At 62.0% G+C, this 20818-nt stretch carries 19 protein-coding genes and 1 pseudogene; 11 read left to right on the top strand and 9 right to left on the bottom strand.

The features are described 5' to 3' along the window. Positions 1–132: 132 nt before the first annotated feature. The 5 genes and pseudogenes from AC1DMG_RS08470 to AC1DMG_RS08450 form a co-directional block, all read right to left on the bottom strand. Entirely contained in the window at positions 133–2220 is a 2088-nt protein-coding gene (locus AC1DMG_RS08470) for a catalase (protein ID WP_441604650.1), read from the bottom strand. Positions 2221–2333: 113 nt separating this feature from the next. Continuing rightward, complete coding sequence (locus AC1DMG_RS08465; protein ID WP_477178480.1) at positions 2334–2621, bottom strand: cation transporter dimerization domain-containing protein; 288 nt, start codon at positions 2619–2621, stop codon at positions 2334–2336. A 48-nt stretch (positions 2622–2669) separates the two neighbouring features. Then, positions 2670–3323, bottom strand: a pseudogene (locus AC1DMG_RS08460) (cation diffusion facilitator family transporter); the annotation flags it as partial. 44 nt (positions 3324–3367) lie between these two features. Then, a complete protein-coding gene (locus tag AC1DMG_RS08455) occupies positions 3368–3550 on the bottom strand; it encodes a DUF3606 domain-containing protein (protein ID WP_441604613.1) in 183 nt (60 codons plus the stop codon). 409 nt (positions 3551–3959) lie between these two features. After that, entirely contained in the window at positions 3960–4859 is a 900-nt protein-coding gene (locus tag AC1DMG_RS08450) for a LysR substrate-binding domain-containing protein (protein WP_477180405.1), read from the bottom strand. A gap of 202 nt (positions 4860–5061) precedes the next feature. Here AC1DMG_RS08450 and AC1DMG_RS08445 point away from each other — a divergent pair, with 202 nt between their 5' ends. From AC1DMG_RS08445 to AC1DMG_RS08430, 4 genes are all read left to right on the top strand, one after another. Then, entirely contained in the window at positions 5062–5457 is a 396-nt protein-coding gene (locus tag AC1DMG_RS08445; RefSeq protein WP_441604611.1) for a DUF427 domain-containing protein, read from the top strand. Positions 5458–5482: 25 nt separating this feature from the next. Further along, the gene (locus AC1DMG_RS08440) at positions 5483–6229 is read left to right on the top strand and encodes an SDR family NAD(P)-dependent oxidoreductase (protein ID WP_441604610.1); all 747 of its coding nucleotides are present in this window, start codon (positions 5483–5485) and stop codon (positions 6227–6229) included. A gap of 101 nt (positions 6230–6330) precedes the next feature. Then, entirely contained in the window at positions 6331–7071 is a 741-nt protein-coding gene (locus AC1DMG_RS08435; RefSeq protein ID WP_441604609.1) for an SDR family NAD(P)-dependent oxidoreductase, read from the top strand. A gap of 181 nt (positions 7072–7252) precedes the next feature. After that, positions 7253–7825 carry a hypothetical protein gene (locus tag AC1DMG_RS08430; RefSeq protein ID WP_441604608.1) on the top strand — a complete coding sequence of 191 codons (573 nt, stop codon included), beginning with the start codon at positions 7253–7255 and terminating at the stop codon, positions 7823–7825. A gap of 93 nt (positions 7826–7918) precedes the next feature. Here the strand turns inward: AC1DMG_RS08430 and AC1DMG_RS08425 are convergent, their stop codons facing one another. Continuing rightward, positions 7919–8716 carry a TOBE domain-containing protein gene (locus AC1DMG_RS08425; protein ID WP_441604607.1) on the bottom strand — a complete coding sequence of 266 codons (798 nt, stop codon included), beginning with the start codon at positions 8714–8716 and terminating at the stop codon, positions 7919–7921. Between the two features lie 321 nt (positions 8717–9037). Here AC1DMG_RS08425 and AC1DMG_RS08420 point away from each other — a divergent pair, with 321 nt between their 5' ends. Beyond that, positions 9038–11509: a TonB-dependent receptor gene (locus tag AC1DMG_RS08420; RefSeq protein ID WP_441604606.1), complete on the top strand. Its 2472-nt coding sequence runs from the start codon at positions 9038–9040 to the stop codon at positions 11507–11509. Between the two features lie 122 nt (positions 11510–11631). Here the strand turns inward: AC1DMG_RS08420 and AC1DMG_RS08415 are convergent, their stop codons facing one another. Next, positions 11632–12414: an SDR family oxidoreductase gene (locus tag AC1DMG_RS08415; protein WP_441604605.1), complete on the bottom strand. Its 783-nt coding sequence runs from the start codon at positions 12412–12414 to the stop codon at positions 11632–11634. Positions 12415–12542: 128 nt separating this feature from the next. On the opposite strand from AC1DMG_RS08415, the gene AC1DMG_RS08410 reads away from it, so the two are divergent. Then, positions 12543–13448 carry a LysR family transcriptional regulator gene (locus tag AC1DMG_RS08410; protein WP_441604604.1) on the top strand — a complete coding sequence of 302 codons (906 nt, stop codon included), beginning with the start codon at positions 12543–12545 and terminating at the stop codon, positions 13446–13448. 74 nt (positions 13449–13522) lie between these two features. After that, on the top strand, positions 13523–14041 hold the full coding sequence (locus tag AC1DMG_RS08405) for a cytochrome P460 family protein (RefSeq protein WP_441604603.1): 519 nt from the start codon (positions 13523–13525) through the stop codon (positions 14039–14041). A gap of 90 nt (positions 14042–14131) precedes the next feature. Here the strand turns inward: AC1DMG_RS08405 and AC1DMG_RS08400 are convergent, their stop codons facing one another. Together AC1DMG_RS08400 and AC1DMG_RS08395 are read right to left on the bottom strand one after the other, a co-directional pair. Further along, positions 14132–14488 (bottom strand): hypothetical protein, encoded by a 357-nt coding sequence (locus AC1DMG_RS08400; protein WP_441604602.1) that lies wholly within the window; start codon positions 14486–14488, stop codon positions 14132–14134. A 116-nt stretch (positions 14489–14604) separates the two neighbouring features. Continuing rightward, entirely contained in the window at positions 14605–15063 is a 459-nt protein-coding gene (locus AC1DMG_RS08395; protein WP_441604601.1) for a hypothetical protein, read from the bottom strand. A gap of 427 nt (positions 15064–15490) precedes the next feature. Here AC1DMG_RS08395 and AC1DMG_RS08390 point away from each other — a divergent pair, with 427 nt between their 5' ends. The 4 genes from AC1DMG_RS08390 (at position 15491) to AC1DMG_RS08375 (ending at position 20191) form a co-directional block, all read left to right on the top strand. Beyond that, the gene (locus tag AC1DMG_RS08390) at positions 15491–16333 is read left to right on the top strand and encodes a hypothetical protein (protein ID WP_441604600.1); all 843 of its coding nucleotides are present in this window, start codon (positions 15491–15493) and stop codon (positions 16331–16333) included. Between the two features lie 92 nt (positions 16334–16425). Continuing rightward, positions 16426–17958 (top strand): efflux transporter outer membrane subunit, encoded by a 1533-nt coding sequence (locus tag AC1DMG_RS08385; RefSeq protein ID WP_441604599.1) that lies wholly within the window; start codon positions 16426–16428, stop codon positions 17956–17958. Between the two features lie 20 nt (positions 17959–17978). Continuing rightward, entirely contained in the window at positions 17979–19148 is a 1170-nt protein-coding gene (locus tag AC1DMG_RS08380; RefSeq protein ID WP_441604598.1) for an HlyD family secretion protein, read from the top strand. Then, positions 19145–20191: a DUF2955 domain-containing protein gene (locus tag AC1DMG_RS08375; protein WP_441604597.1), complete on the top strand. Its 1047-nt coding sequence runs from the start codon at positions 19145–19147 to the stop codon at positions 20189–20191. Before AC1DMG_RS08380 ends, AC1DMG_RS08375 begins: the two co-directional genes overlap by 4 nt. Positions 20192–20818: the final 627 nt, after the last annotated feature.

The raw sequence follows: 20818 nt of genomic DNA, 5'->3' as shown, positions 1-20818 counted from the left end.
CAACACCTCACAAGGGAATGGCGTCATTCCAAACCAGAAAGAGTTAGCGCGATGTACAGGGAGGGCGAAAGTCAGCTCGCGCGAGTCACGTTGGACGCATGTGCATAGCTTCCAAAGCCCTCTTCCGCTCCATCACGCAAGCAGGCGCAGCTTGGGCTCGCGATCCCACTGTCGCGTCTTGGCAGCCTTGATGAAGGCCTTGATATCGGCTGCCTCGACCACGCCGGCGTCCCGGCCCACGTTGCCAGCCTTGAGCACCTGCTGGCCGCCCGCATCCATTGCGATGGCCTTGAGGTGAGCAAACGCATCGCGCGCGAAATCCACCGCCGATCCATTCTTGGCAAGGCGCTTACCGGCCTCTTCGGAAAGGATCAGGGCCACGGCGTCAAACACGGTCGATGGGGTACCCGCGAGTTGGGCATCGGCGTTCAATCGCTTACCGTCACTCAGGGTCGTGCCCAGCTTGGGTGCCACCAGTTTCACGGTGGCGCCGGCGTCCGTGGCTGCTTTCCGCAGTGCCTTGACCGCGGCAGCGTCGGAGCCATCATCAACGAGGATGCCGACGGCACGACCCTCCAGCGTGTCCTTCATCTTGCCGATGATCTGCAGGGCCGGCGACGGCGCCATATCGATGGGCTGGACGGCGGCGGGCGGAGCTGCAGGCAGCGAGGCCAGTCCGAGCCCATTGGCCACGCGCTGGGCCAGGTCGGGATCGACATGACGAAGATGACCAACGATAGCCTCGCGCACATGCGGCGTGCCTACCTTGGATAACTCGAAGGTGATGGCGGACGCGATATGCGCCTGCTCCGTCTTGCTCTGGCTCCGGAAGAACAGCCGAGCCTGGCTGTAGTGATCGGCGAAGCTATCGGCGCGGATACGGCCTTTGGCGCCCTCTTCTTCCGGCACAGCGGCGCTGCGAAAACCGTCAACCGTTTCACGCGGCGAATCGGCCTGCAGCGAACTCGGCTCGTAGTTCACCCGCCCTTTCGGCACCTGCATTTGCATGTGGCCATCGCGCTGCAGATTGGCGAACGGACACTTGGGCGCGTTGACGGGAATCTGGTTGAAGTTGGGCGAACCCAGCCGCGAGAGCTGCGTATCGAGATACGAAAACAGGCGCCCCTGCAGCAGCGGATCGTTGGAGAAATCGATACCGGGCGGAACGTTGGCAGGGCAGTAGGCCACCTGCTCCGTCTCCGCAAAGAAATTGTCCGGCCAACGATCCAGCACCATGCGCCCGATCATGGTGAGCGGCACCATCTCTTCGGGGATCAACTTCGTCGGGTCAAGATGGTCGAATGGGAACTTTGACGCGTCTTGTTCCGTGAACAACTGGACGGCCAGGTTCCACTCCGGGTAGTTCCCGCCCTCGATCGCTTCGAACAGATCGCGGCGATGGAAATCGTTGTCAGCCGCCTGCAGTTTCACCGCCTCGTCCCACACCGTGGACTGGATGCCCAGTTTGGGCCGCCAATGGAACTTCACGAACGTCGATGCCCCATTGGCATCCACCAGGCGGAAGCTATGCACGCCAAAGCCTTCGATCATGCGCAGGGAGCGCGGAATGGTGCGATCGCTCATCGCCCACATGATCATGTGCATGGCTTCGGGCATGAGCGACACGAAATCCCAAAAGGTGTCGTGCGCCGAACCTGCCTGTGGGAAGGCGCGATCCGGCTCCATCTTGACGGCATGAACAAGGTCCGGGAACTTGATCGCATCCTGGATGAAGAACACCGGGATGTTGTTGCCCACCAGGTCCCAGTTTCCTTCCTTGGTGTAGAACTTCACCGCAAAACCGCGTACATCACGCGGCGTGTCGACTGAGCCGGCGCCACCCGCCACCGTGGAAAAACGAGTGAACACGGGCGTCTTCACTCCTACTTCGGTGAGTATTTTTGCTCTCGTGTACTTCGCCAGCGATTTGGTGAGTTCAAAGAAACCATGAGCGGCGCTACCGCGCGCATGCACGATGCGCTCTGGAATGCGCTCATGGTCAAAATGCGTGATCTTTTCACGAAGAACGAAGTCCTCGAGCAGCGTCGGTCCCCGCGGTGTGGCGCGCAACGAGTTCTGGTTGTCCGAAACGGGAAGGCCCTGGTTCGTCGTCAGCACCGGATGATCGCCACCGGCTTGCTCGTGCAATTCATCCCCTGACCCGCGATTAGCCGCCTGCCGGTGGGAGGTTGGGGTTTTCTTGCCTGGCTTGGGCGACAATTTCTTCGATGCCATGATCTCAGCTCCGATATCCAACGATGGGTGACGGTCGAGTCCACCGAGAAAAAAAGAGTGTCCCTGTCCACGTGAAACCCATGTCGTACTCGTGTTTCCTACTCAGGGCCAGAAGAGCGCTGTGGCTGAACCTTTGTGCGCTCGGCTGCGGGGCTCAATCGGCGTCGTGGCTCGAGAAATATTCGCTTGATCTCGGGATGGTGGGTTCGGATGTGGTCCTCGATTTCGGCGATGACTTGCTCAAGCTGGGGGACCGTAAGGCGATCGCTGAACTTGATGCTGGCCGTGAGTAGCACGTCCTCCGGCGCAAAATGCATGGTCAGTACGCGGTGTACATCCTCAACGGCAGTGTTCTGGTACAGGAGTGCGCAGATCTGCTTGCGCACCGCTGCGCTGGCCGCTTCGCCCGTGAGCAGGCCCCGGCACTCGTTGGCGAGCAGCGTTGCCGTGGCAGCCAGGATCAATCCAATGACGATGGAAGCCACGGCGTCATAGATCGGCTCGCCCGTGAGCTCCGACACCCAGATGCCTGCCAGTGCGACAAACAGGCCCAGCAAGGCCGCCGTGTCTTCGAACAGTACGGTGAATACGGTCGGGTCCTTGCTGGAGCGGATGGCTCGAATCCATCCGAGCTTGCTGTTCGTGCGGCGAAATTCGCGCAAGGCGAATGTCCAGACGGCGCCTTCAAACACCACCCCTACGCCCAGTACCACGTAGTTGACCCAGACGTTCCGAATGGGCTCCGGATGGAGGATCTTCTCAATGCCCTAGTAGATAGAAACGCCCGCACCCAGGCCAAAGATCATGATGGCAACGACAAACGACCAGAAATACAGCTCCAGGCCATGCCCGAACGGGTGTGTCTCCGAGGGTGGCCTCGACGAACGGCGCATGCCCAGCAGCATCAACCACTGATTGCCCGTATCGACCAGCGAATGGACGGCCTCGCTCCACATCGCGGAGCTCCCGGTGAAGCTTGCTGCGATGACCTTGGAGATCGCAATGGCGAGATTGCCGCCCAACGCTGCCCAGACCACCGCCTTGGAGCGATGGGCCTGACTTTGCGGCTGGGACGAGGTGCCGTCCATATCGCTCCTTTACAGGGATTGGATTGCCAGCCTGGCAGCGGTGCCTAGGCTTTCCTTTTCAGTTCGCGCTCCACGTCCTCGGACATGACCCCCACTTTGGCGATGGCGTCGCAGATCTCTTGTTCGGTGACGCCGAATTCCTTTGCCCAGGCGCGAAGTTCATAATCCTCGTGAATATTGATGCGCTGCCTGTCCCTGATGCCTGTTCCGGATTTGTCATTGCTCATTGCGCACCCTCCATGTTCTTGCAACGAGCAATGACACAGCGCTTGTAAAGCGAAGCACTCACCCGTGTGAAGCGCAGGTCTTCAATCACGGCCGGGTCAGGTTGGCTGCCGCCGGGCCTGTTGCCGCGTGCACCCAAGCGAACTGACGTTGATTGCGCGGTCCGCTCGCTTTGTGTATCGCTTCCATCAAGTCCCGGCGCCCAAACGGTTTCGGCAACGCACGACGTCAGATCCGGACCCCGAGGGCAGTTCGGCGCCCCGTTCCTTTGGACGATTCAGAGCCCGATGCCGAGGCGCCGACCGGAACGCCGGCGTCTTTGCGCGGCCGCGAGCTGATCGAGGGCGTCAATCTATCGTTCGCAGGCGATGGATTTGTCGCAGCAGCCTGCCAGGTGACGACACGCGACAACTAGACGTCCGCCTTGCCCACACTCGCCCTCAACTCATCCAGATGGGCGAGGAACAGCTGGAGAATCGGCGATGGATTGGACTCGCTGTAACCCACCACCAGGTCGATGGTCGGCGCCTTGCCCGCCAACGGTCGACTGACCACCGACCAGGGCATCAGCGGTTCCACGTAGGACGGAATAAGTGCGATGCCGCGGGTAGACGCCACCAGGGACATCACCATCGCGGGGTTGTCGACCACTTGCGCAGGCGTGATCTCGATGCCGGCATCTTCGAGGTATTGGTCGATCACCGCGCGCAGCACTTTCGCCTTGCTCGCCATGGCAATGAACGGCAGGCCGACGAGATCCTTTGCACGTACGGAAGCACGCGCGGTCAACGCATGGTCGCTCGGCATCAGGGCCACCAGAGGTTCCTTCGCTACGCGCCGGTAAGTCAGCTCCAACTCCGGCTCGGCTCGCATGAAGGCCACATCCAGTCGCCCGCGGGCCACTGCTTCGCCGAGATCGGGCGAGTAATCGCTCGACACGATGACCTCGATATTGGGCAGTTCGGCGCGAAGTACACGCATGACTTCAGGCAGCCACGTCATCTCCTGACCGGTCAGAAACCCAAGGCTGAAACGTTGTTTGGCAGGTTGCGCAGCACGCCGTGCTGCCTCCACCGCGGCATCCACCTGGTGGAGTGCAAGTCGTGCGTGATCCAGGAATGCCTTGCCGRCCTCGGTGAGGGTAACGCCGCGCGCACTGCGGTTGAGCAAGGGCGTGCCGACCTGGTCTTCAAGATCCTTGATCTGGCGGCTCAGTGAAGGCTGCGAGGTAAAGAGCTTTTTCTCGGCGGCCACGGTAAGGCTGCCTGTCTCGGCGATGGCCACGAAATAGCGAAGATGGCGAAGCTCCATGGCGGCTCGACTTGGCCATGCCTGCTCGGCATGGGGAGGAGCTTACAAAGTCTTATTCAAAAGCGCCATGAAGGCCTAAATTTCGCGCCATCGGAAAACGCATCGCGCAGCGGCGATGCCTCAAAGGCCTTCCCGCCCGCACCAAACGCAGCCCGCCCCAGACACCGAAACCAACGGCACGTGTTGCCCAGGAGGATCGACCATGAACCAGCCTCAGCCATCCACCACCCGCACGATCAGAGAGCCCGGACCCGACCATCCGATCGACATCGCCCCCAATGCCCGTCGAGTCGTGGTCACCGTCGCTGGACGCGTGGTTGCCGATACTCATCGTGCCTTGACGCTCAAGGAAGCCGGCTATCCGGCCGTGCAATACATCCCGCGAGAGGACGTAGCCATGTCCTTGCTCGATCGCTCGGCTCACACCACGTACTGCCCGTACAAGGGCGAGTGCAACTACTTCAGCATCCCGTCCGGCGGCGAGCGCTCCATCAACTCGGTATGGACTTATGAAAACCCCTACCGCGCCGTTGCTTCCATCAAGGACCACGTCGCGTTCTATGCGGATCGCGTCGATGCGATCGAAGAAATCCTCTAACGCCCCACACTGGCAGGATTCAACCATGTCGACGCTTACTGGCAAGACTGCCCTGGTCACCGGGGCATCCCGCGGCATCGGTCGCGCTGCCGCACTCGCGCTCGCCAAGGAAGGCGCGCAGGTCATCGTCCACTACGGCAACGCGCAGAAGGAAGCCGATGCCGTCGTGAAGGAGATCCTCGCCGCGGGCGGCCGCGCGCAGAAGGTAGCGGCCGATCTGAGCAAGCCCGACGGCGCGCATGAATTGGCCAGGCAGGTGCGCGACATAGTCGGCCACCGCCTCGACATCCTCGTGGCCAATGCCGGCATCTCCAAAGCGGCATCGATCGAAGAGCTCACCGTGGATGAGTTCGACCAGCTGTTTGCAGTGAACGTACGCGCACCCTACTTCTTGGTGCAGCAGCTGCTGCCGATCATGTGCAAGGGCAGCAGCATCATCTTCACCTCATCGCTGGTGGCGCGTGCCGTTGCCGGCACGCTGTCTGCCTATGCGGCCACCAAGGGCGCCGTCGACACGCTGGTGAAGCACTTTGCCGCAGCGCTGGGCGAACGTGGCATTCGCGTCAACGCGGTGGCGCCGGGCGTGGTCGATACCGACATGTCCAACTTCACCAAGACCGAGGAAGGTCGCGACCGCGCACTGTCCATGCAGGCACTCAAGCGTCTCGCGACGCCGGCGGACATTGCCGACGCCATGCTGTTTCTCGCTACCGACGGTGCGCGCTGGGTGACCGGCGAGACCCTGCGCGTCGATGGTGGCTCCAGGCTCTGAGCTTTGTCATCGCCCGGACTGCGCGCAACGCAGTTCATCTACGCAACATGCAATCCCGTTCTTCTCAACCCCCCCTCCCCCATGAAACCCGAGGAAATTCCATGTCCAAGTTAGCCAAGAAAGTAGCCCTTGTAACCGGTGGTTCGCGCGGCATTGGCGCAGGCATCGCCAAGCGCCTGGCCGCCGATGGAGCAAGCGTGGCCATCACCTACGCGAAGGACGCCAGCATGGCGACCGCCGTGGTTCAAGCCATTGAAGCCAATGGCGGCAAGGCTATGGCCATCCAGGCGGATGCCGCCGACGCCGACGCCGTGAAGAGCGCGGTGGGAAAAGCGGTTGCCGCGTTCGGCCGGCTCGATGTACTGGTGAACAATGCCGGCACGGCCATTCCCAAGCCGTTTGAAGAAACCACGCTGGAAGAATTGGATCGCGTGATCGATATCAACGTCCGCGGTGTCTTCATCACGACGCAGGCAGCGTTGAAGCACATGAATGACAACGGCCGCATCATCATGATCGGCTCGTGCGTGGGCGAACGCGTGCTGACGCCCGGACTGGTGCCGTATGCAGCGACGAAGGGCGCCGTGAAGATGTTCACCCAGGGCCTGTCCCGTGAAGTGGGCAGTCGCGGCATCACCGTCAACAACGTGCAGCCCGGCCCGATCGACACGGATCTCAATCCCGCCGCAGGCGAATGGGCGGTGCCGCAGAAGGCAGCCACGGCGCTCAATCGCTACGGCCAGGTGGATGAAGTCGCCGCGCTGGTGGCATTCATTGCTAGCCCGGAGGCCGCCTATATCACCGGCGCTAATCTGACTGTTGATGGCGGGACGAACGCGTAAGCGCACGCGCCAAGTCGTCTGTAAGCCAGCATGGGCGCGGAGCGGATCGAAAGACCCGCTCCGCGCTGCGTAATGAAACCCCGCCCAACGACGGCGTCGTGCCGCCTTTCGCAAGCCATTGTCCACGCGAAATCGACACCGCTGGAGCGATAAACGCTTACCTAGACACGGACGCGCCGCCATGGCCCTGAGCACCTGTCCTGAGTGTGGAGCAGAGGTTGGCGAAGGTGAGCTCGTCTGTCCTTCCTGCGGGGTGACCCTTTCGAAAGCGGCATCCACACCTGCGGATACCGTCACCGGAAAGAAGTCCTTGGGATCGTTCCCCCTGCTTCCGGTGCTCGTCGGCGCACTGCTCGTTGTGGGAGTCATCGCTGCAGTCTGGTCCGCAAACCACTACCGCAAAGCTGCCGATGCCGCCATGGCGCCCTCTGCAGAGAAGCGCGAGCGGAGCGACGCTGACGCGAAACGCCATGATTCAATACGCCGAGCCATGCTTGGCAGCATCATGCTTCACGATGCCCAGCTCCACACGGATGGCTACGGCGTGGATCGCGCGATGCTCATGGATGATGGCACCGTGTGTTACAGCTATCACACCCAAAATCCATCCGGCGGCACGGACGCCAAAACTGCTGTCTTATTGCCGGATAGCCAGGTGCTCAAAGCCGATGTCGGCAGCGAACAAACCTCTTGGGCGAAGTCATGTGCGCAGCAGACGGGCATGGATGTGACTGCCCGTGTCCGCTTGCAGTGACAGATATCATTCGTCGCGCGCAGATCGAAGACCGTCACGCAAGGCGACAGTCGCTTACAGCAGCCGCGAGAAATCCTTCTTGGCGCTCGATGCTTAGCTATCGAAGGTGCCAACAATCAGGCTCGATGCCTTGATGATCGCGACGACGGGCGTCCCTTCGCGCAGGGCAAGCGAATCGAGGCTCGCAATGGTGATGATGGAAACGAGGGCGTTGCCGCCATCCAGCTCGATGCCGACTTCGGCATTCACCGCGCCGCGCTTGATCGAAGCGACTTTTCCCTGCAACTGATTGCGTGCGGACAAGCGCGTCGATTTATCCGGCAGGCCGATGATGACGGAGGATGCCTTGATCAGTACAAAGGCACTCTTGCCTGCTGCAAGACCGAGGTTCTGGGTGCTCTCATGGGTCACGGTGGCAACCAGCTGCTGTCCACCCTGGATGTCCAGCTGGATCACGTCGTTGACGACGCCGGACTCCACGGCTGCCACCGTACCGGCCAATTGATTTCGTGCACTCGTCTTCATCGTGAAGCGCCTCACCAGGTCGATATCGGAAAGCGGGTTGTCCGCAATCTGGGACAAATGCTTGAGGAATTGCTGATGGACGGCTTCCATGCGCTGAAAGACGTCGATGAGCCGCCGCGCGCGCGCCGTCAGCACGGTGCCTCCGCCGCTGCGTCCACCGACGGCCCGAAGCACCAGGGGCTCGCCCGCCAGGTTGTTCATGGCGTCAACAGCCTCCCACGCGCCCTTGTAGCTCATGCCCACTTCACGGGCAGCGGCTGCGATGGAGCCTGATTCGTCGATCTTCATCAGCAACGCGATGCGTTCGCGCCCGCCGAAGTTGCGGCCATCGGCTTCCAGGCCGAGTGTCCCTTTGATGGCTAGCATGGGGCTTGCTCCTTCTTCACGCCCGACACGTGCGTCCCCGCGCCGAGGGTGCCGGGGTGCGACCGTCCTAGCGTACATCCCGTGGATGCAGGCATCGACCGGCCACGCCCCACGCACCGTCGCGCCTGCTCAGGCCCCGACCTCGACGCCCCCGATAGCTGCCTAGACAAATAATTGCGCAGCAGACGCAAAAATTTGTCGCAAGAAGCTGATGCAAGCCTGATCTTCGCTATATAGTTACCTACATAACGGTAGGGCAAGGCTACCCCGCCCTCACGTGCGCCAGTCCACCGCTGTGTCGACCAAAAGGACTCAACACCCATGCGTCGTGCACCTCTGTTTGCCGCCATGCTGGCGTGTTCGACCACGATGGCCGCCTTCGCCCAGCCCGATGATGCGCCGGCACCAGCACCACCGCCGCCCGCCGACAAGAACGACGCCGCTACGCTCGACAAGATCACCGTCACCGCCCGCCAGCGTGAAGAGGAGCTGCAGAAAGTTCCGGTTGCCGTATCCGTCGTGAGCGGTGAATGGCTCGACCGCTCGTACACGGTCAACACCCAGCAACTGAGCCTGCTCGTACCCTCGCTCTATTACAACTCCGCCAACCCACGCAACACCGCTTACACGATACGCGGGCTGGGCTCGAACACCTTGTCAGTCAGTGCGGCCAACGATGGCATCGAGCCGGGCGTGGGTTTCTATGTGGATGGCGTCTATCACGGCCGCCCGGCGACGGCCGCGTTCGACTTCACCGATATCGAACGCATCGAAGTGCTGCGCGGCCCGCAAGGCACGCTGTACGGCAAGAACACCACGGCCGGTGCGATCAACATCACCAGCCGTGAACCTACGTTCGTGCCGGAGGGCAGCGGTGAGCTTTCGGTCGGCGAGAACGGCTTCCTGCAGGCCAAGGCGAATGTCTCCGGCCCGCTCAGCGATACGGTCGCCGGTCGTTTCGCCGCGCAATTCACCGAGCGCGATGGCGTCTTGCACAACGTCAACACCGGCAAGGATGAGAACTCACTGGACAACTACGCCCTGCGCGGCCAGTTGCTGTTCAAGCCCAACGACGATCTCAACGTGCGCCTGATTGCCGATGTGTCCAATCTCGATTCGGACTGCTGCACGCAAAACTATCTGCGCGTCGGCACCAGCCTGAAGAGCGCGGCGCGGCAATTCGAAGGACTCGCCCTCAACCTGCCCGCGCATGGCTTTCCGGTGTATGTGCCGCCTAGCCGCAACGTCTACGATCGGCTCACCGATATCGACGCGCCCTTGCACATCAATACGCAGGATGGCGGCGTGTCGCTGAATGCGGATTGGAATCTTGGCGCCGTCACGCTGACCTCGATCACGGCCTGGCGCTACTGGAAATGGGATGTCGCCAACGATCGCGACTACATCGGCCTGCCGATCCAGACAGTGCAGCGCATACCGTCGCGGCAGGATCAGTACAGCCAGGAGTTTCGCGTTGCCTCCAACGGCGAGGGGCCTTTGAGCTACGTCGGCGGCCTGTATTTCTACACACAGGAAATCAATGGCAAGCCGATCAGCGTGTATGGTCCGGCCGCCACGTACTGGCTGGTGAGCACCACGAATTTCCCGCGCATGCCGGACAATCTTGCCGACGGCTATGGCCAATACGGCAACTCGCATTTCGAAATGAAGAGTTATGCCGCCTTTGGCGAGGCCAACTACCGCATCACTGACAAGCTGACCGCGACGCTGGGCCTGCGCTATACGTACGAAGACAAGAATGGCGACTATTCGACCACGGTGTCGGGCGGCCTGCCGACCACGCCGGGCAGCATCCAGGACAACGCCAAGCTCTCGCTGTTCCGGCCGCAGAGTTACTCGGCCTCCGACAGCGGCGGCAACGTTTCAGGGCGTACGAATCTGGCCTATCAGTTCACCGACTCGCTGATGAGCTACTTGAGCTATGCACGCGGTTACAAATCCGGCGGTCTCAACATGTCCGGCCTGCCACTGGACGCCTTGAACAATCCGGCGCTCGCCACGGCCGTGATCAAGGACGAAACGAACAAGACGTGGGAAGCAGGCCTGAAATCGGCGTGGTGGAACGGCCGCGCGACACTGAACCTCGCCGCTTATCACACGACTGTCGACAACTACCAAGCCAACATCACCTCCAGCGTCGAGACGGCAGCACTGCGCACGTATCCGGCGAATATCCCCGAAGTCACCGTCAAAGGCTTCGAAGCGGACTTCGCGGCACAGGTGTTCCAGGGGTTCGTGCTGCATGCATCGCTAGCCTATGCCGATGGCAAGTACTCCGATTACCCACTGGGGCCCTGTCCGCTGGAATGGCAGAACCCCAATGCCACGGGCGGCTGCCAGCCGTTCAAGGCGCCGGCCTCGCTGGCCAACAAGACGTCCAATCCCCGTGGCAACCCGAACGTGCCGGGTGCCTACGTGCTGACCGGATTGCCGTTGGCGGGCTTGTCCAAGTGGGCGGGTTCGCTGGGCTTCGACTACGTGTTGCCGTTCCGTACCGGCGCCTTCCTCTTCCATGTCGATTCGAGTGCGCGCAGCGGCTACAACAGCGATACCAGCAATTCCATCTATACGAGGATTGCCGGCTACAACGTCACCAATGCGAGCGTGGGCTACCGCTTCAACGACCATTGGGAAGCAGACGTGTTCGCGCGCAACGTGTTCGACAGCAATTACATCACGGCACTCACCATCCAGACGGGCAATTCCGGCCTGATCCTGGGACAGCCCAGTGATCCGAGGATGGTGGGCGTGACGGTGCGTGCGAACTTCTAGGTTTTTTTCGCCCGGGCAGCTTTAACGCTGCGCGGACCGTTGACTCGGCCCGCGCAGCGATCGATCACGATGGCATCGGCGAAAAGAGCAAGACGATTTCCGATTGCCCGCCGCAGATCCCGTCAGACCTGCGCCTGACCGCCGTCCACGAACAGCTCGGTCGCGGTGATGTAGCTGGCTTCATCGGATGCAAGGAACGACATCGCGCTGGCGATTTCCTCGGTAGTTCCCGCGCGGCCCAGCGGCGTGATCTCGGATACCTGGGCGACGAATTGCTCGATCTGCTCGTCGTTGAGGCCAAGTTCCGACTTGTACGCCGGCGTCACCACGGTGCCGGGGGCGACGATATTGACGCGGATGCCCCGACCCTTGAGGTCCGATGCCCATGTGCGGACGAACGAACGCAAAGCGGCCTTGGTCGCCGCGTACACGCCAAAGGCGGGAGCCCCTTTGACCGCAGTGATCGACCCGGTCACCACGATCGAAGAGCCCTGCCCCATCAACGGCAGTGCCTTCTGGACAGTGAAGAGCGTTCCCTTGACGTTGATGTTGAAGTACTTGTGGAACTGCGCTTCGGTGATCGCGCCCAGTGGAGCAAACTCACCGCCGCCGGCATTGGCGAAGAGCAGATCCAGGCGGCCTTCGGCGGTCTGGATGACCTCATAGATCCGGTCGAGATCGGCGTTGTCCGACACGTCTCCCTGGATCGCCGTCGCGTGATGTCCGATCTCGGCGACTGCCGCGTCCAGCTCGGTCTGGCGACGGCCAGTGATGTAGACCTTGGCGCCCTCCAGGGCCAGACGCATGGCGGTGGCCAGCCCGATGCCTGAGCTCCCGCCAGTCACCAGGGCGATCTTCCCCGCATGACGTTCGACATTGATTTTGCTGCGATTTACGGTGTTCATGTGCTCTCCTGTGGGTCAACTCGCCCGGTGAGCTCAGTTAATGGGTGTCCAATCTGGTGAATAAATGCCGCTTCGGTGGTTTGTTTATCCACGCGTGTGGATAATCGAGCGAAGTTCTGGAGCCTCCCATGGATCATTTGCAAGCCATCCGAGTCTTTTGTCGCGTGGTCGAAACTGGCGGCTTCAATCGAGCCGCCCAATCGCTGCAGATGCCCAACGCCACCGTGAGCAAATGGGTGCGCTCGCTGGAGACCCACCTTGGCGTGGCCCTGCTTGAGCGCAACACGCGTCGGGTGCAGGTCACCAACGAAGGCACGGCTTACTACGAACGCATGCGCCAGTTGCTGGCCGAACTGGACGATGTCGAGTCGACGCTCGGCCGGACCCATGCCAATCCGCGCGGCCGCCTGAGGGTCGACACCGGAGGTTCAACCGCAAGCGGCATCCTGATACCCGCCCTGCCGGAATTTCGCGAGCGCTATCCCGACATCCATCTCGATATCGGCGTGACGGATCGCGTGGTGGATGTCATCGGCGAAAATGTCGACTGCGCCATCCGAAGCACGGCCAATGACGGTTCGCTGATCGCCCGTCGCATTGCCAAACTCCGTTGGACCACCTGCGCCAGCCCCGCCTATATCGAACGCTACGGCGTGCCTGGCCATCCTCGCCAGATCCTCACCGGCAGCTATCCCGTCGCCGGCTATTTCTCCGCGCGAAGTGGCCTGGTCCAGCCACTGCACTTCCAAGACCAGGACGGTGCGTTCCAGATCGAGCCGGTCACCAGCGTGACCGTTAACGAAAGCAATGCGCATCTGGCCACGGCACTTGCTGGTCTTGGCCTGATCCACACGCTTGATTTCATGGTGCGACCCTCGATCGCGCGTGGGGAGCTTGTTCCCATGCTGGAGCCATGGCGCCCCGATCCTTTGGACGTCTATATCGTTTACGCCCCGAGTCGGCAATTGAATGCCAAGGTCCGGGTCTTTGTCAGCTGGATTACCGAGGTCTATGCGCGGTATCAGGATGCTTAGCAGCGCAGCTTGCTTGTTGCAGACCAGCCGTCGATGATGGCGAATCAGTCGTCGGCATGCACGGTGGAGGCTCCATGAACAAGATCGACGCACCTGTCTTATTTCTCGCTCTTTCCCTGAGCCTCGCCGGGACCATCCAGCCCGTGCATGCGGAGGATGCCACCAAGAATGCGGCCGCCATCGCCGACGCCATGCCGGCTGGCTACCGGGATTGGAAGCTGGTCTCCGTGGCCCACGAGGAAGGGAGTCTCAACGATATACGGGCCATCCTTGGCAACGATATCGCGATCGAGGCCTATCGAACGGGCAAGCTGCCCTTCCCTGACGGCGCCATCATTGCGCGAATCGCCTGGCAATACGTTCCGTCGGAAGAGAACAACAAGGCGTTCGGCCGTGCCCAGTCTTTCGTCGCGGGCCAGCCGACGAATGTTCAGTTCATGATCAAGGATTCCAAAGCCTATGCGTCATCGGGCGGCTGGGGATTCGTGCAGTTCAACGATGGGAAACCGGCCCACATGGATGCGCACGCCTGCTATGCGTGCCATGTGCCGGTCGAGAAACGTGACTTTGTGTTTACGCGCTATTCGCCCTGAGCATTCAGGCGGAAGCCTGCTGTCATCAGGGCTCGAACTCAGTGGCAACACGCGATGCCAACCTGCTTGCAGTCGTCAGCCGCTGGCCGCCTAGCAGACGTGGGTGCGCATGAAGATCAGGAACTGCACGATGCGAATCGAAGCGAACAGGTAACCCAGGCCCAGGGCGATCTGCAGCACCACATGCCAACGCAAGCGAGCCAGCTTGCGCAGTCCGTCGAGAAAGTTGAGCGCAACGAGCGCACAACCGAGCCCCGCAACGACATAGCCAGCGATCAGCGGATACGGGACACCAATCAAGTCAGTCAGGTCCTGGGTGCGGGCCGTGCCGAGTCCCGCTGCCACGATAAGCGTGGCGACCACCGCATTTCTGGCATGGTCGAAGATGGCTCTCAAGCCGCCTCGATCAAACAGCCCGGCGATGAGAGAGTCAGAAGTCGTACGCATGAATGCCACTCGTTAGCGTCGGCCGAAAGAACGACCACAGCGCCACTCCGGTTCGGCCCAAGGGCGGGATTGAGAGCAATGCAGCCAGCGTGGCCGATATCCGCCAGCTTGCGCGCTCAGTCAGCCAGCTTGCGATACAGGCGGACGATCAGCTCTTCGGCGACCAGCATCACCACGACCACAACGATAAGCGCGACGATGCCGTGGAATGCACCGTAGAACCGCACGTCCTCGCCAAAGAGCTGGACGATCGCCTCCAGTATCACGAACTTCGATCCGAACAGGATCAGCCACGCACAGAAGAACCGGAGGAACTTCATCCACCCACCGGGCTTCTTCTTGAAGTAGCCGCCGACTTTATGTTCGAGGGCTACCGTCAGTTTCAGCAGCACCTGCAACACGATCGCGCAAAGCAAGGACGTCGTGAAGGTATCGACGTAGACATTCTTCCAGTACTCGGCAAAAAGGTTGAGCACCACCAGGTCCATCAGGATCCCGGTGTAGTAGCGCACGAACAGACGCTGCCTGTTCGACGGTGCTTCACCTGTGACCGGCAGGAGCGCTTCGCTCGTCATGGCTATTCCCCAACGGTGTCAGTTCAAGGCGCATGGCAGCCCATCTGCGGATACGACAACCTCCCGCGCCGTTACCCCAAGATAGCGCAGAGTTTGTCGATGCGGTGGTTAGCTGATTCGCCCGAGGCGAGTGGATGCGCATGCCTAATCGATGCATGTTGGAGAACGCGAAAAAGATATACGTAGTGATTTTAGGTAGATCTACTGAACGCCGCGTCATCAAGACGGGATAGCTCAGATTACCCATGCGCATTTTTGATGGGAGCGCGATCGATAGCGCGCAAATTCACGAGGATGCTACGTCACGCGTCTCATGATTTGGTAGGGATCTTCCATGCGATCGGGGTGTCGCGTGAATCATCTGACCACGACCGGCTGTGCGCATCAGCGCATGGTCAACGGGTAGTGATTCAACGAAGGGGGATATATGAAGTATCCACTCATCGCCTTTGCGCTGTTGTCCTGCGTGCTTGCCGATGCGCTAGGTCCCGCCTTGGCCGACGACCATCCGATGCTCGATTACATCGCCGTCGATGCCGGCATTTTTTCCAATGACCTGTCTGCGACGATGCGTGTCGACGGTGACATCAAGCGTTCCGGTACCTCGCTCGATTTTTCTCGCGACCTTGGCCAGGGCGGAACCAAGAGCCTGCCTTTCATCTCGGCGAGCTGGCGCCCGTGGGAGCGCCATGAATTTGAACTGACTTACTTCCATGACGACAGCGACCATTCGCGCACGGTCAACCGGACGCTGGTGTTCAACAACCAGACCATTGCGGTCGGTAGCACCCTGAGTTCCAAGTTCACGCTGGATGCGGGCGGGTTGACGTACCGGTATTGGATCTGGATCGGCGACAAGGGCGCCTTTGCTCTCGCCGGCGGCTTGCAGAATTACAGTTTCGACCTGCGTCTGAAGGGCACGGTCAACGCGGCCGGTGCAAGCGGCAGCGCCTCGGCGACGCGCACGGTCTCGGCCAGCGCATCCACCGACTTGCCTGATCCGTCCGTTGGCGTGTCCTATCGTTACCAGTTGGAAGATTGGGCCCGCTTTGTCGCTGATGCCGGCGCCTTCAAGGCCAATATCGGCGACATCGACGCCAAGCTTTACAACGCGCGCCTGGGCGTGGAGTTCTATCCATGGCCAAACTTCGGCGTCGTGACCCAGTACGCCTATAACAAGATCAACGCCGACATCGACAAGAGCAGCTTCAAGGGGCACACGAGCTTCAAGTTCAATGGATTCCAGCTGCTGCTCAAGGTCCGCTTCTAGTGGCAGATCCCACAGCATGTTCGTTTCCGATCGCCCGGGCGAACGTGCGACCTGGCCACCCGTGGTCTTGAGCCAACGCGAGAGGGGGAAGCGTGAGTCGCAAGCCGCGAATCGACCAGCTCCCCTTAGCCATCGCGATGATCGTCGTCGCGATGGCATGCGTGGGTTCGGGCTGCACACTCGGCCCCGACTATGCACGGCCGACGGTCGATGCGCCGCAGGGCTATCGCTTTGCCGATGCCGCCAAAGGCTACGCCATACCCACGGCGACCCTGGCTGATGTACCCGCCTGGTGGCGCAGTTTTGGCGACACTGAGCTCGATGCGTTGGTGGATGAAGGATTGGCGGCCAACCACGATCTGCGTATTGCGACGGCTCGCGTCGATGAATTCGCCGCGCTGGTGATCAGCTCTCGGGCGCAAGGTCTGCCGCAAATCGGCTATGGCGCCAATGCCAGCCGCCAACGCGTGAGCCAGAGCACGACGCCGCTGCCGGCGGGCGCCAATCCCGAAATCACCAGCTATTCCGCCCTGCTGTCGGCGAGCTGGGAGCTCGACCTTTGGGGGCGTATTCGTCGTGAGAACGAAGCGGCGCGAGCCAACCTGTTCGCGACTGAGGAAGCGCGCCTGGGCGTCGCCCTGACCCTGGTGTCCAGCATCGTCTCCGGCTATATCACGCTGCTCGATCTGGATCGCCAGCTGGAGATTTCCCAAGCCACGCTGGATGGCCGCAAGCGCACCGTCGAAGTGTTTCAGCTGCGCCTGGATGGCGGCGCGGTATCGGAGTTCGAGATGATGCAGGTCACGGCGGAGTATGAAACCGCCGCGTCCGCGATCCCGGTGCTGCAGCAGGCCATTGCGCAGCAGGAGCATGCCTTGTCGGTGCTGATCGGTCGCAACCCGGGACCAATCAAGCGCGGACACACCCTGCAGCAATTGAGCGTGCCGCGCGTACCTGCCGGCTTGCCTTCGGAGCTGATCACGCGACGTCCCGATATCCTGCAGGCAGAGCAACAGCTGGTGGCGGCCAATGCCCTGATAGGTGCAGCACGCGCGCTGTACTTCCCCACCCTCTCGCTGACTGCTGCCGGCGGCGGTGCAAGCCCGGAACTCAATGGGCTGTTCTCCGGACGTTCCCGCACATGGTCGTATGCGGGCCAACTGCTCGGCCCCATTTTTTCAGGTGGCGCCATCGATGCCGCCAACCGTCAGGCCGAAGCGCGCCGCGACCAGGCGCTGGAGGCCTATCAGAAGACCATCCAGAGCGCCTTTCGCGATGTCGACGATGCGCTCGCGGCCATCCAGGCCAAGCGCGTCCTGGTCGCCTCGCTGGAACGGCAGGTGGCGGCGCTGACGCGTGCCGTCGAGCTCACGCGGGAACGCTACGACAACGGCTATACCGACTATCTCGAAGTGCTCGATACCGAACGCAGTCTGTTCTCCGCGCAACTGTCGTTGAGTTCGGCGCGCGGCGACGGCTATCGCTCGCTGGTGGATTTGTACCGTGCGCTGGGCGGCGACTGGATCGCCCAGGTGGCGCCGCTGCCGGTAGCCACCAAGGCGAACAGCCAAGACCATGCCACCGACGCATCGCGCCGTCCCGGCGCCCGGCCCGCTTTACCGTGAGTCACGTGACGAGAGCGCCCATGCCCACCGAGCCATCCAACGAGAGCCAAGAGCGCGCCCAGAGCACAGCGAAGGAGTCGCCATCTCCTGCGCCGGCACCCGCCGCCCCAGCAGCAGGCGCGTCGAGGGAACGCCGTATCGTGCTGGTGACGCTGCTGGTGTTGCTGGTGATCTTCATCTATCACATGATCGCCGATCGCTTCACGCCGTACACATCGCAGGCAGCGATCGACACGTTCCTGGTGCAGATCGCACCGGAGGTTACCGGACCGGTGGTGACGGTCGAGGTGTCCGACAACCGCCGGGTGAAGCAAGGGGACGTGTTGTTCCGCATCGATCAGCGGCCGTTCCAGATTGCGCTGCGGGCAGCCCAGGCCAACCTGGTGCTGGCGACGCAGGCCGCCGACGCGTCGGTGGCCGACGTTCAAGTGGCCGAAGCGCAACTGAACCGGCAGCGCGTGGATCTGGCCGCGTCCCAGCAATTGGGCAAGATCGTGCTGGATCTGTCGGCCAAGCGCGCGCTCTCGGAGACTTCGGCCATCCGCGCCCGCTCCGATATCGCCAAGAACATTGCCGATATCGGCCAGGGCGAGGCGCAAACCGAACGCGCACGCATACGCATGGGCGAGACCGGTGCCAGCAATGCGCAGGTACGCCAGGCGCGCGCTGCCCTCGACCAGGCCGAACTCGACCTGCGCCACACGACCGTGGTCGCCCCGAGCGATGGCGTGGTCACCAACCTGCGTCTCTCGCCCGGCCAGTTCGCCAGCCGCGGCCAACCCGTGATGAGTTTCGTCGCCGACGGTCCGCGCTGGATCAGCGCGGCCATGCGCGAGAACCAGCTCGGCCATATCGCCACGGGCAACCGCGCCCTGGTGGTGTTCGACGACCAGCCGGGCAAGGTCTTCCCCGCGCACGTCGACAGCGTGGGCTGGGGCATCGCACAGGGCGATGAAGCGCCGAACGGCCAGCTGCCCACGGTCAATGCACCCAGCGGATGGCTGCGCGAGCCGCAGCGTTTTCCGGTGCGCATCATGCTCGATCCACCCCGCAGCCCGGACCAACAGCTGCCGCCCGGCCGCAGTGGTGCGCAGGCCAACGTGGTGGTCCTCACGCGCGAACACTCGCTGATGAATCCATTGGCGCGGGTGTGGATCTGGATGATCGCCATGCTCAGTTACGTGCGATGAGCGCCTCGCGCACCGAGGCTCCCACACAAGGCGATGTGACCTTGCATGCCACCTTGCGCTTTGCGGTGGGTGTCACGGCGGCGTTCGTGCTCAGCGAGATGCTGCAATGGGCGCCAAGCTTTCTGGGGCCGGTGCTTGCCGCGGTACTACTGTCGAACCTCCCGATGCGACCGCCGCTGAAAATGGCGATAGGCCTGATGGCGGTGATGTCGGTGACGTCGCTGTTCGCCTTTGCCATCGCCTCGCTGTTTCGCGACACGCCGGTGGTGCTGTTCGGCTTAATTGGCCTGGGCGTGTTCCTGGCCTTTCTTCGCATACTCAGGGGCTCGCCACCGCTGCCGCCGCTGCTGCTGTTGATCAGCCTGGCCACTATCCCCGTGGTCGTGATGGTGGCGCCCGCCCATGCGGGCATCCTGCCACTCGCCTTCATTCGCAGCATGGCGGTCGCGCTGCTGGCGATCTGGCTGGTATACGCCGCGTGGCCGCTCACGGCGGCGCCCAAGCCGCCGGCCAACGCCGCACCGGGCCGGGAGGCGCCCGTAGCCATGGCCGTGGCCGGCGTTGCCATCGTAATGCCCTTGATGCTGGTCTATCTGCTCTTTGGCCTGACCGATGTCTTGCCGGTGATGATTGCCACCGTGATGCTGGTGGCCAATTTCGACCTGCAGCGTGGCCGCGCCCACGCGATGGGCATGATCATCGGCAACTTTGCCGGTGGTTTGCTGGGCTTGTTGATGCATACGTTGTTGCTGACATCGCCCAGCCTGCCCTTCCTCGCCGGATTGTTGCTGGTGGTGCTGATCGGCTTTGGACAGCGCGTCTGCGCCGGCGGGCCGGCCGCCGCCGTGGCCGTGCTGGCGTGCAACGCGATGTTGATCATCCTCAGTACGTCGATTTCCTCTGACACAGGCACGCTTTGGCTGTGGCTGACTCGCGTCATCCAGTTCGCCCTCGCCGGTGCTTTTGCGGTGGGCATGATGACCCTGGCCTGGCATCGCGCGATGAGTCGGCCGCTCGCGAAACACCCTTCCGCCACTCATTGAAGGGTATGGGGCGGTATGAGCCTGCGCAGGTCTACGAGCGGGGCGTGGATAATCTTCGCGCGGTGAGCCGCGTGTTGGGATCGCGTGATTATGTGTTCGGCGCAAGGCTGCGTTCGCTCGTTGCATGAGGACATGGCCAAGCGCCAAGGCTGAGAACCGACGCGCGTAGTGCCAACCTGTGGGAGCGCACCCTGTGCGCGACAAGCCGACGAAGCGATACACCCAGGCGTGGCAGTCGCGCACAGGGTGCGCTCCCAAAGGGGCTTTTCGCACGCCGCTGCATGGCGGATGAAATGACCTGGGCGGCTCCCTTGTAGGAGCGCACTTGTGCGCGACAAACCRACGGAGCGGWACRCCACAGCGCTGCGGTCGCGCACAAGTGCGCTCCTACAAAGGGGGMGCAGGCCGRCGAATGGTGGGTCAACGTTGCSGTTMGSCCATTTGTGGGAGCGCACCYTGTGCGCGACAARCCKACGRAGCGRTACACCCAGGCGTGGCAGTCGCGCACAGGGTGCGCTCCCACAGRGGTGACCCTACGGTGTTGGSTTKCGAATGAAAGGACGCAGCCGCTCCCTTGTAGGAGCGCACTTGTGCGCGACAAACCRACGGAGCGGWACRCCACAGCGC

It is taken from the genome of Dyella sp. 01N36 (genome assembly GCF_056399745.1).
This window is presented reverse-complemented; position numbering and strand designations above follow the sequence as displayed.

What these genes read in the sequence shown, in the direction of transcription:
- AC1DMG_RS08455 (WP_441604613.1), bottom strand. Translation starts at nt 3,550, where the DNA reads ATGAGCAATGACAAATCCGGAACAGGCATCAGGGACAGGCAGCGCATC.
- AC1DMG_RS08420 (WP_441604606.1), top strand. Translation starts at nt 9,038, where the DNA reads ATGCGTCGTGCACCTCTGTTTGCCGCCATGCTGGCGTGTTCGACCACG.
- AC1DMG_RS08390 (WP_441604600.1), top strand. Translation starts at nt 15,491, where the DNA reads ATGAAGTATCCACTCATCGCCTTTGCGCTGTTGTCCTGCGTGCTTGCC.
- AC1DMG_RS08405 (WP_441604603.1), top strand. Translation starts at nt 13,523, where the DNA reads ATGAACAAGATCGACGCACCTGTCTTATTTCTCGCTCTTTCCCTGAGC.
- AC1DMG_RS08400 (WP_441604602.1), bottom strand. Translation starts at nt 14,488, where the DNA reads ATGCGTACGACTTCTGACTCTCTCATCGCCGGGCTGTTTGATCGAGGC.
- AC1DMG_RS08375 (WP_441604597.1), top strand. Translation starts at nt 19,145, where the DNA reads ATGAGCGCCTCGCGCACCGAGGCTCCCACACAAGGCGATGTGACCTTG.
- AC1DMG_RS08415 (WP_441604605.1), bottom strand. Translation starts at nt 12,414, where the DNA reads ATGAACACCGTAAATCGCAGCAAAATCAATGTCGAACGTCATGCGGGG.
- AC1DMG_RS08435 (WP_441604609.1), top strand. Translation starts at nt 6,331, where the DNA reads ATGTCCAAGTTAGCCAAGAAAGTAGCCCTTGTAACCGGTGGTTCGCGC.
- AC1DMG_RS08410 (WP_441604604.1), top strand. Translation starts at nt 12,543, where the DNA reads ATGGATCATTTGCAAGCCATCCGAGTCTTTTGTCGCGTGGTCGAAACT.
- AC1DMG_RS08445 (WP_441604611.1), top strand. Translation starts at nt 5,062, where the DNA reads ATGAACCAGCCTCAGCCATCCACCACCCGCACGATCAGAGAGCCCGGA.
- AC1DMG_RS08440 (WP_441604610.1), top strand. Translation starts at nt 5,483, where the DNA reads ATGTCGACGCTTACTGGCAAGACTGCCCTGGTCACCGGGGCATCCCGC.
- AC1DMG_RS08425 (WP_441604607.1), bottom strand. Translation starts at nt 8,716, where the DNA reads ATGCTAGCCATCAAAGGGACACTCGGCCTGGAAGCCGATGGCCGCAAC.
- AC1DMG_RS08430 (WP_441604608.1), top strand. Translation starts at nt 7,253, where the DNA reads ATGGCCCTGAGCACCTGTCCTGAGTGTGGAGCAGAGGTTGGCGAAGGT.
- AC1DMG_RS08395 (WP_441604601.1), bottom strand. Translation starts at nt 15,063, where the DNA reads ATGACGAGCGAAGCGCTCCTGCCGGTCACAGGTGAAGCACCGTCGAAC.
- AC1DMG_RS08380 (WP_441604598.1), top strand. Translation starts at nt 17,979, where the DNA reads ATGCCCACCGAGCCATCCAACGAGAGCCAAGAGCGCGCCCAGAGCACA.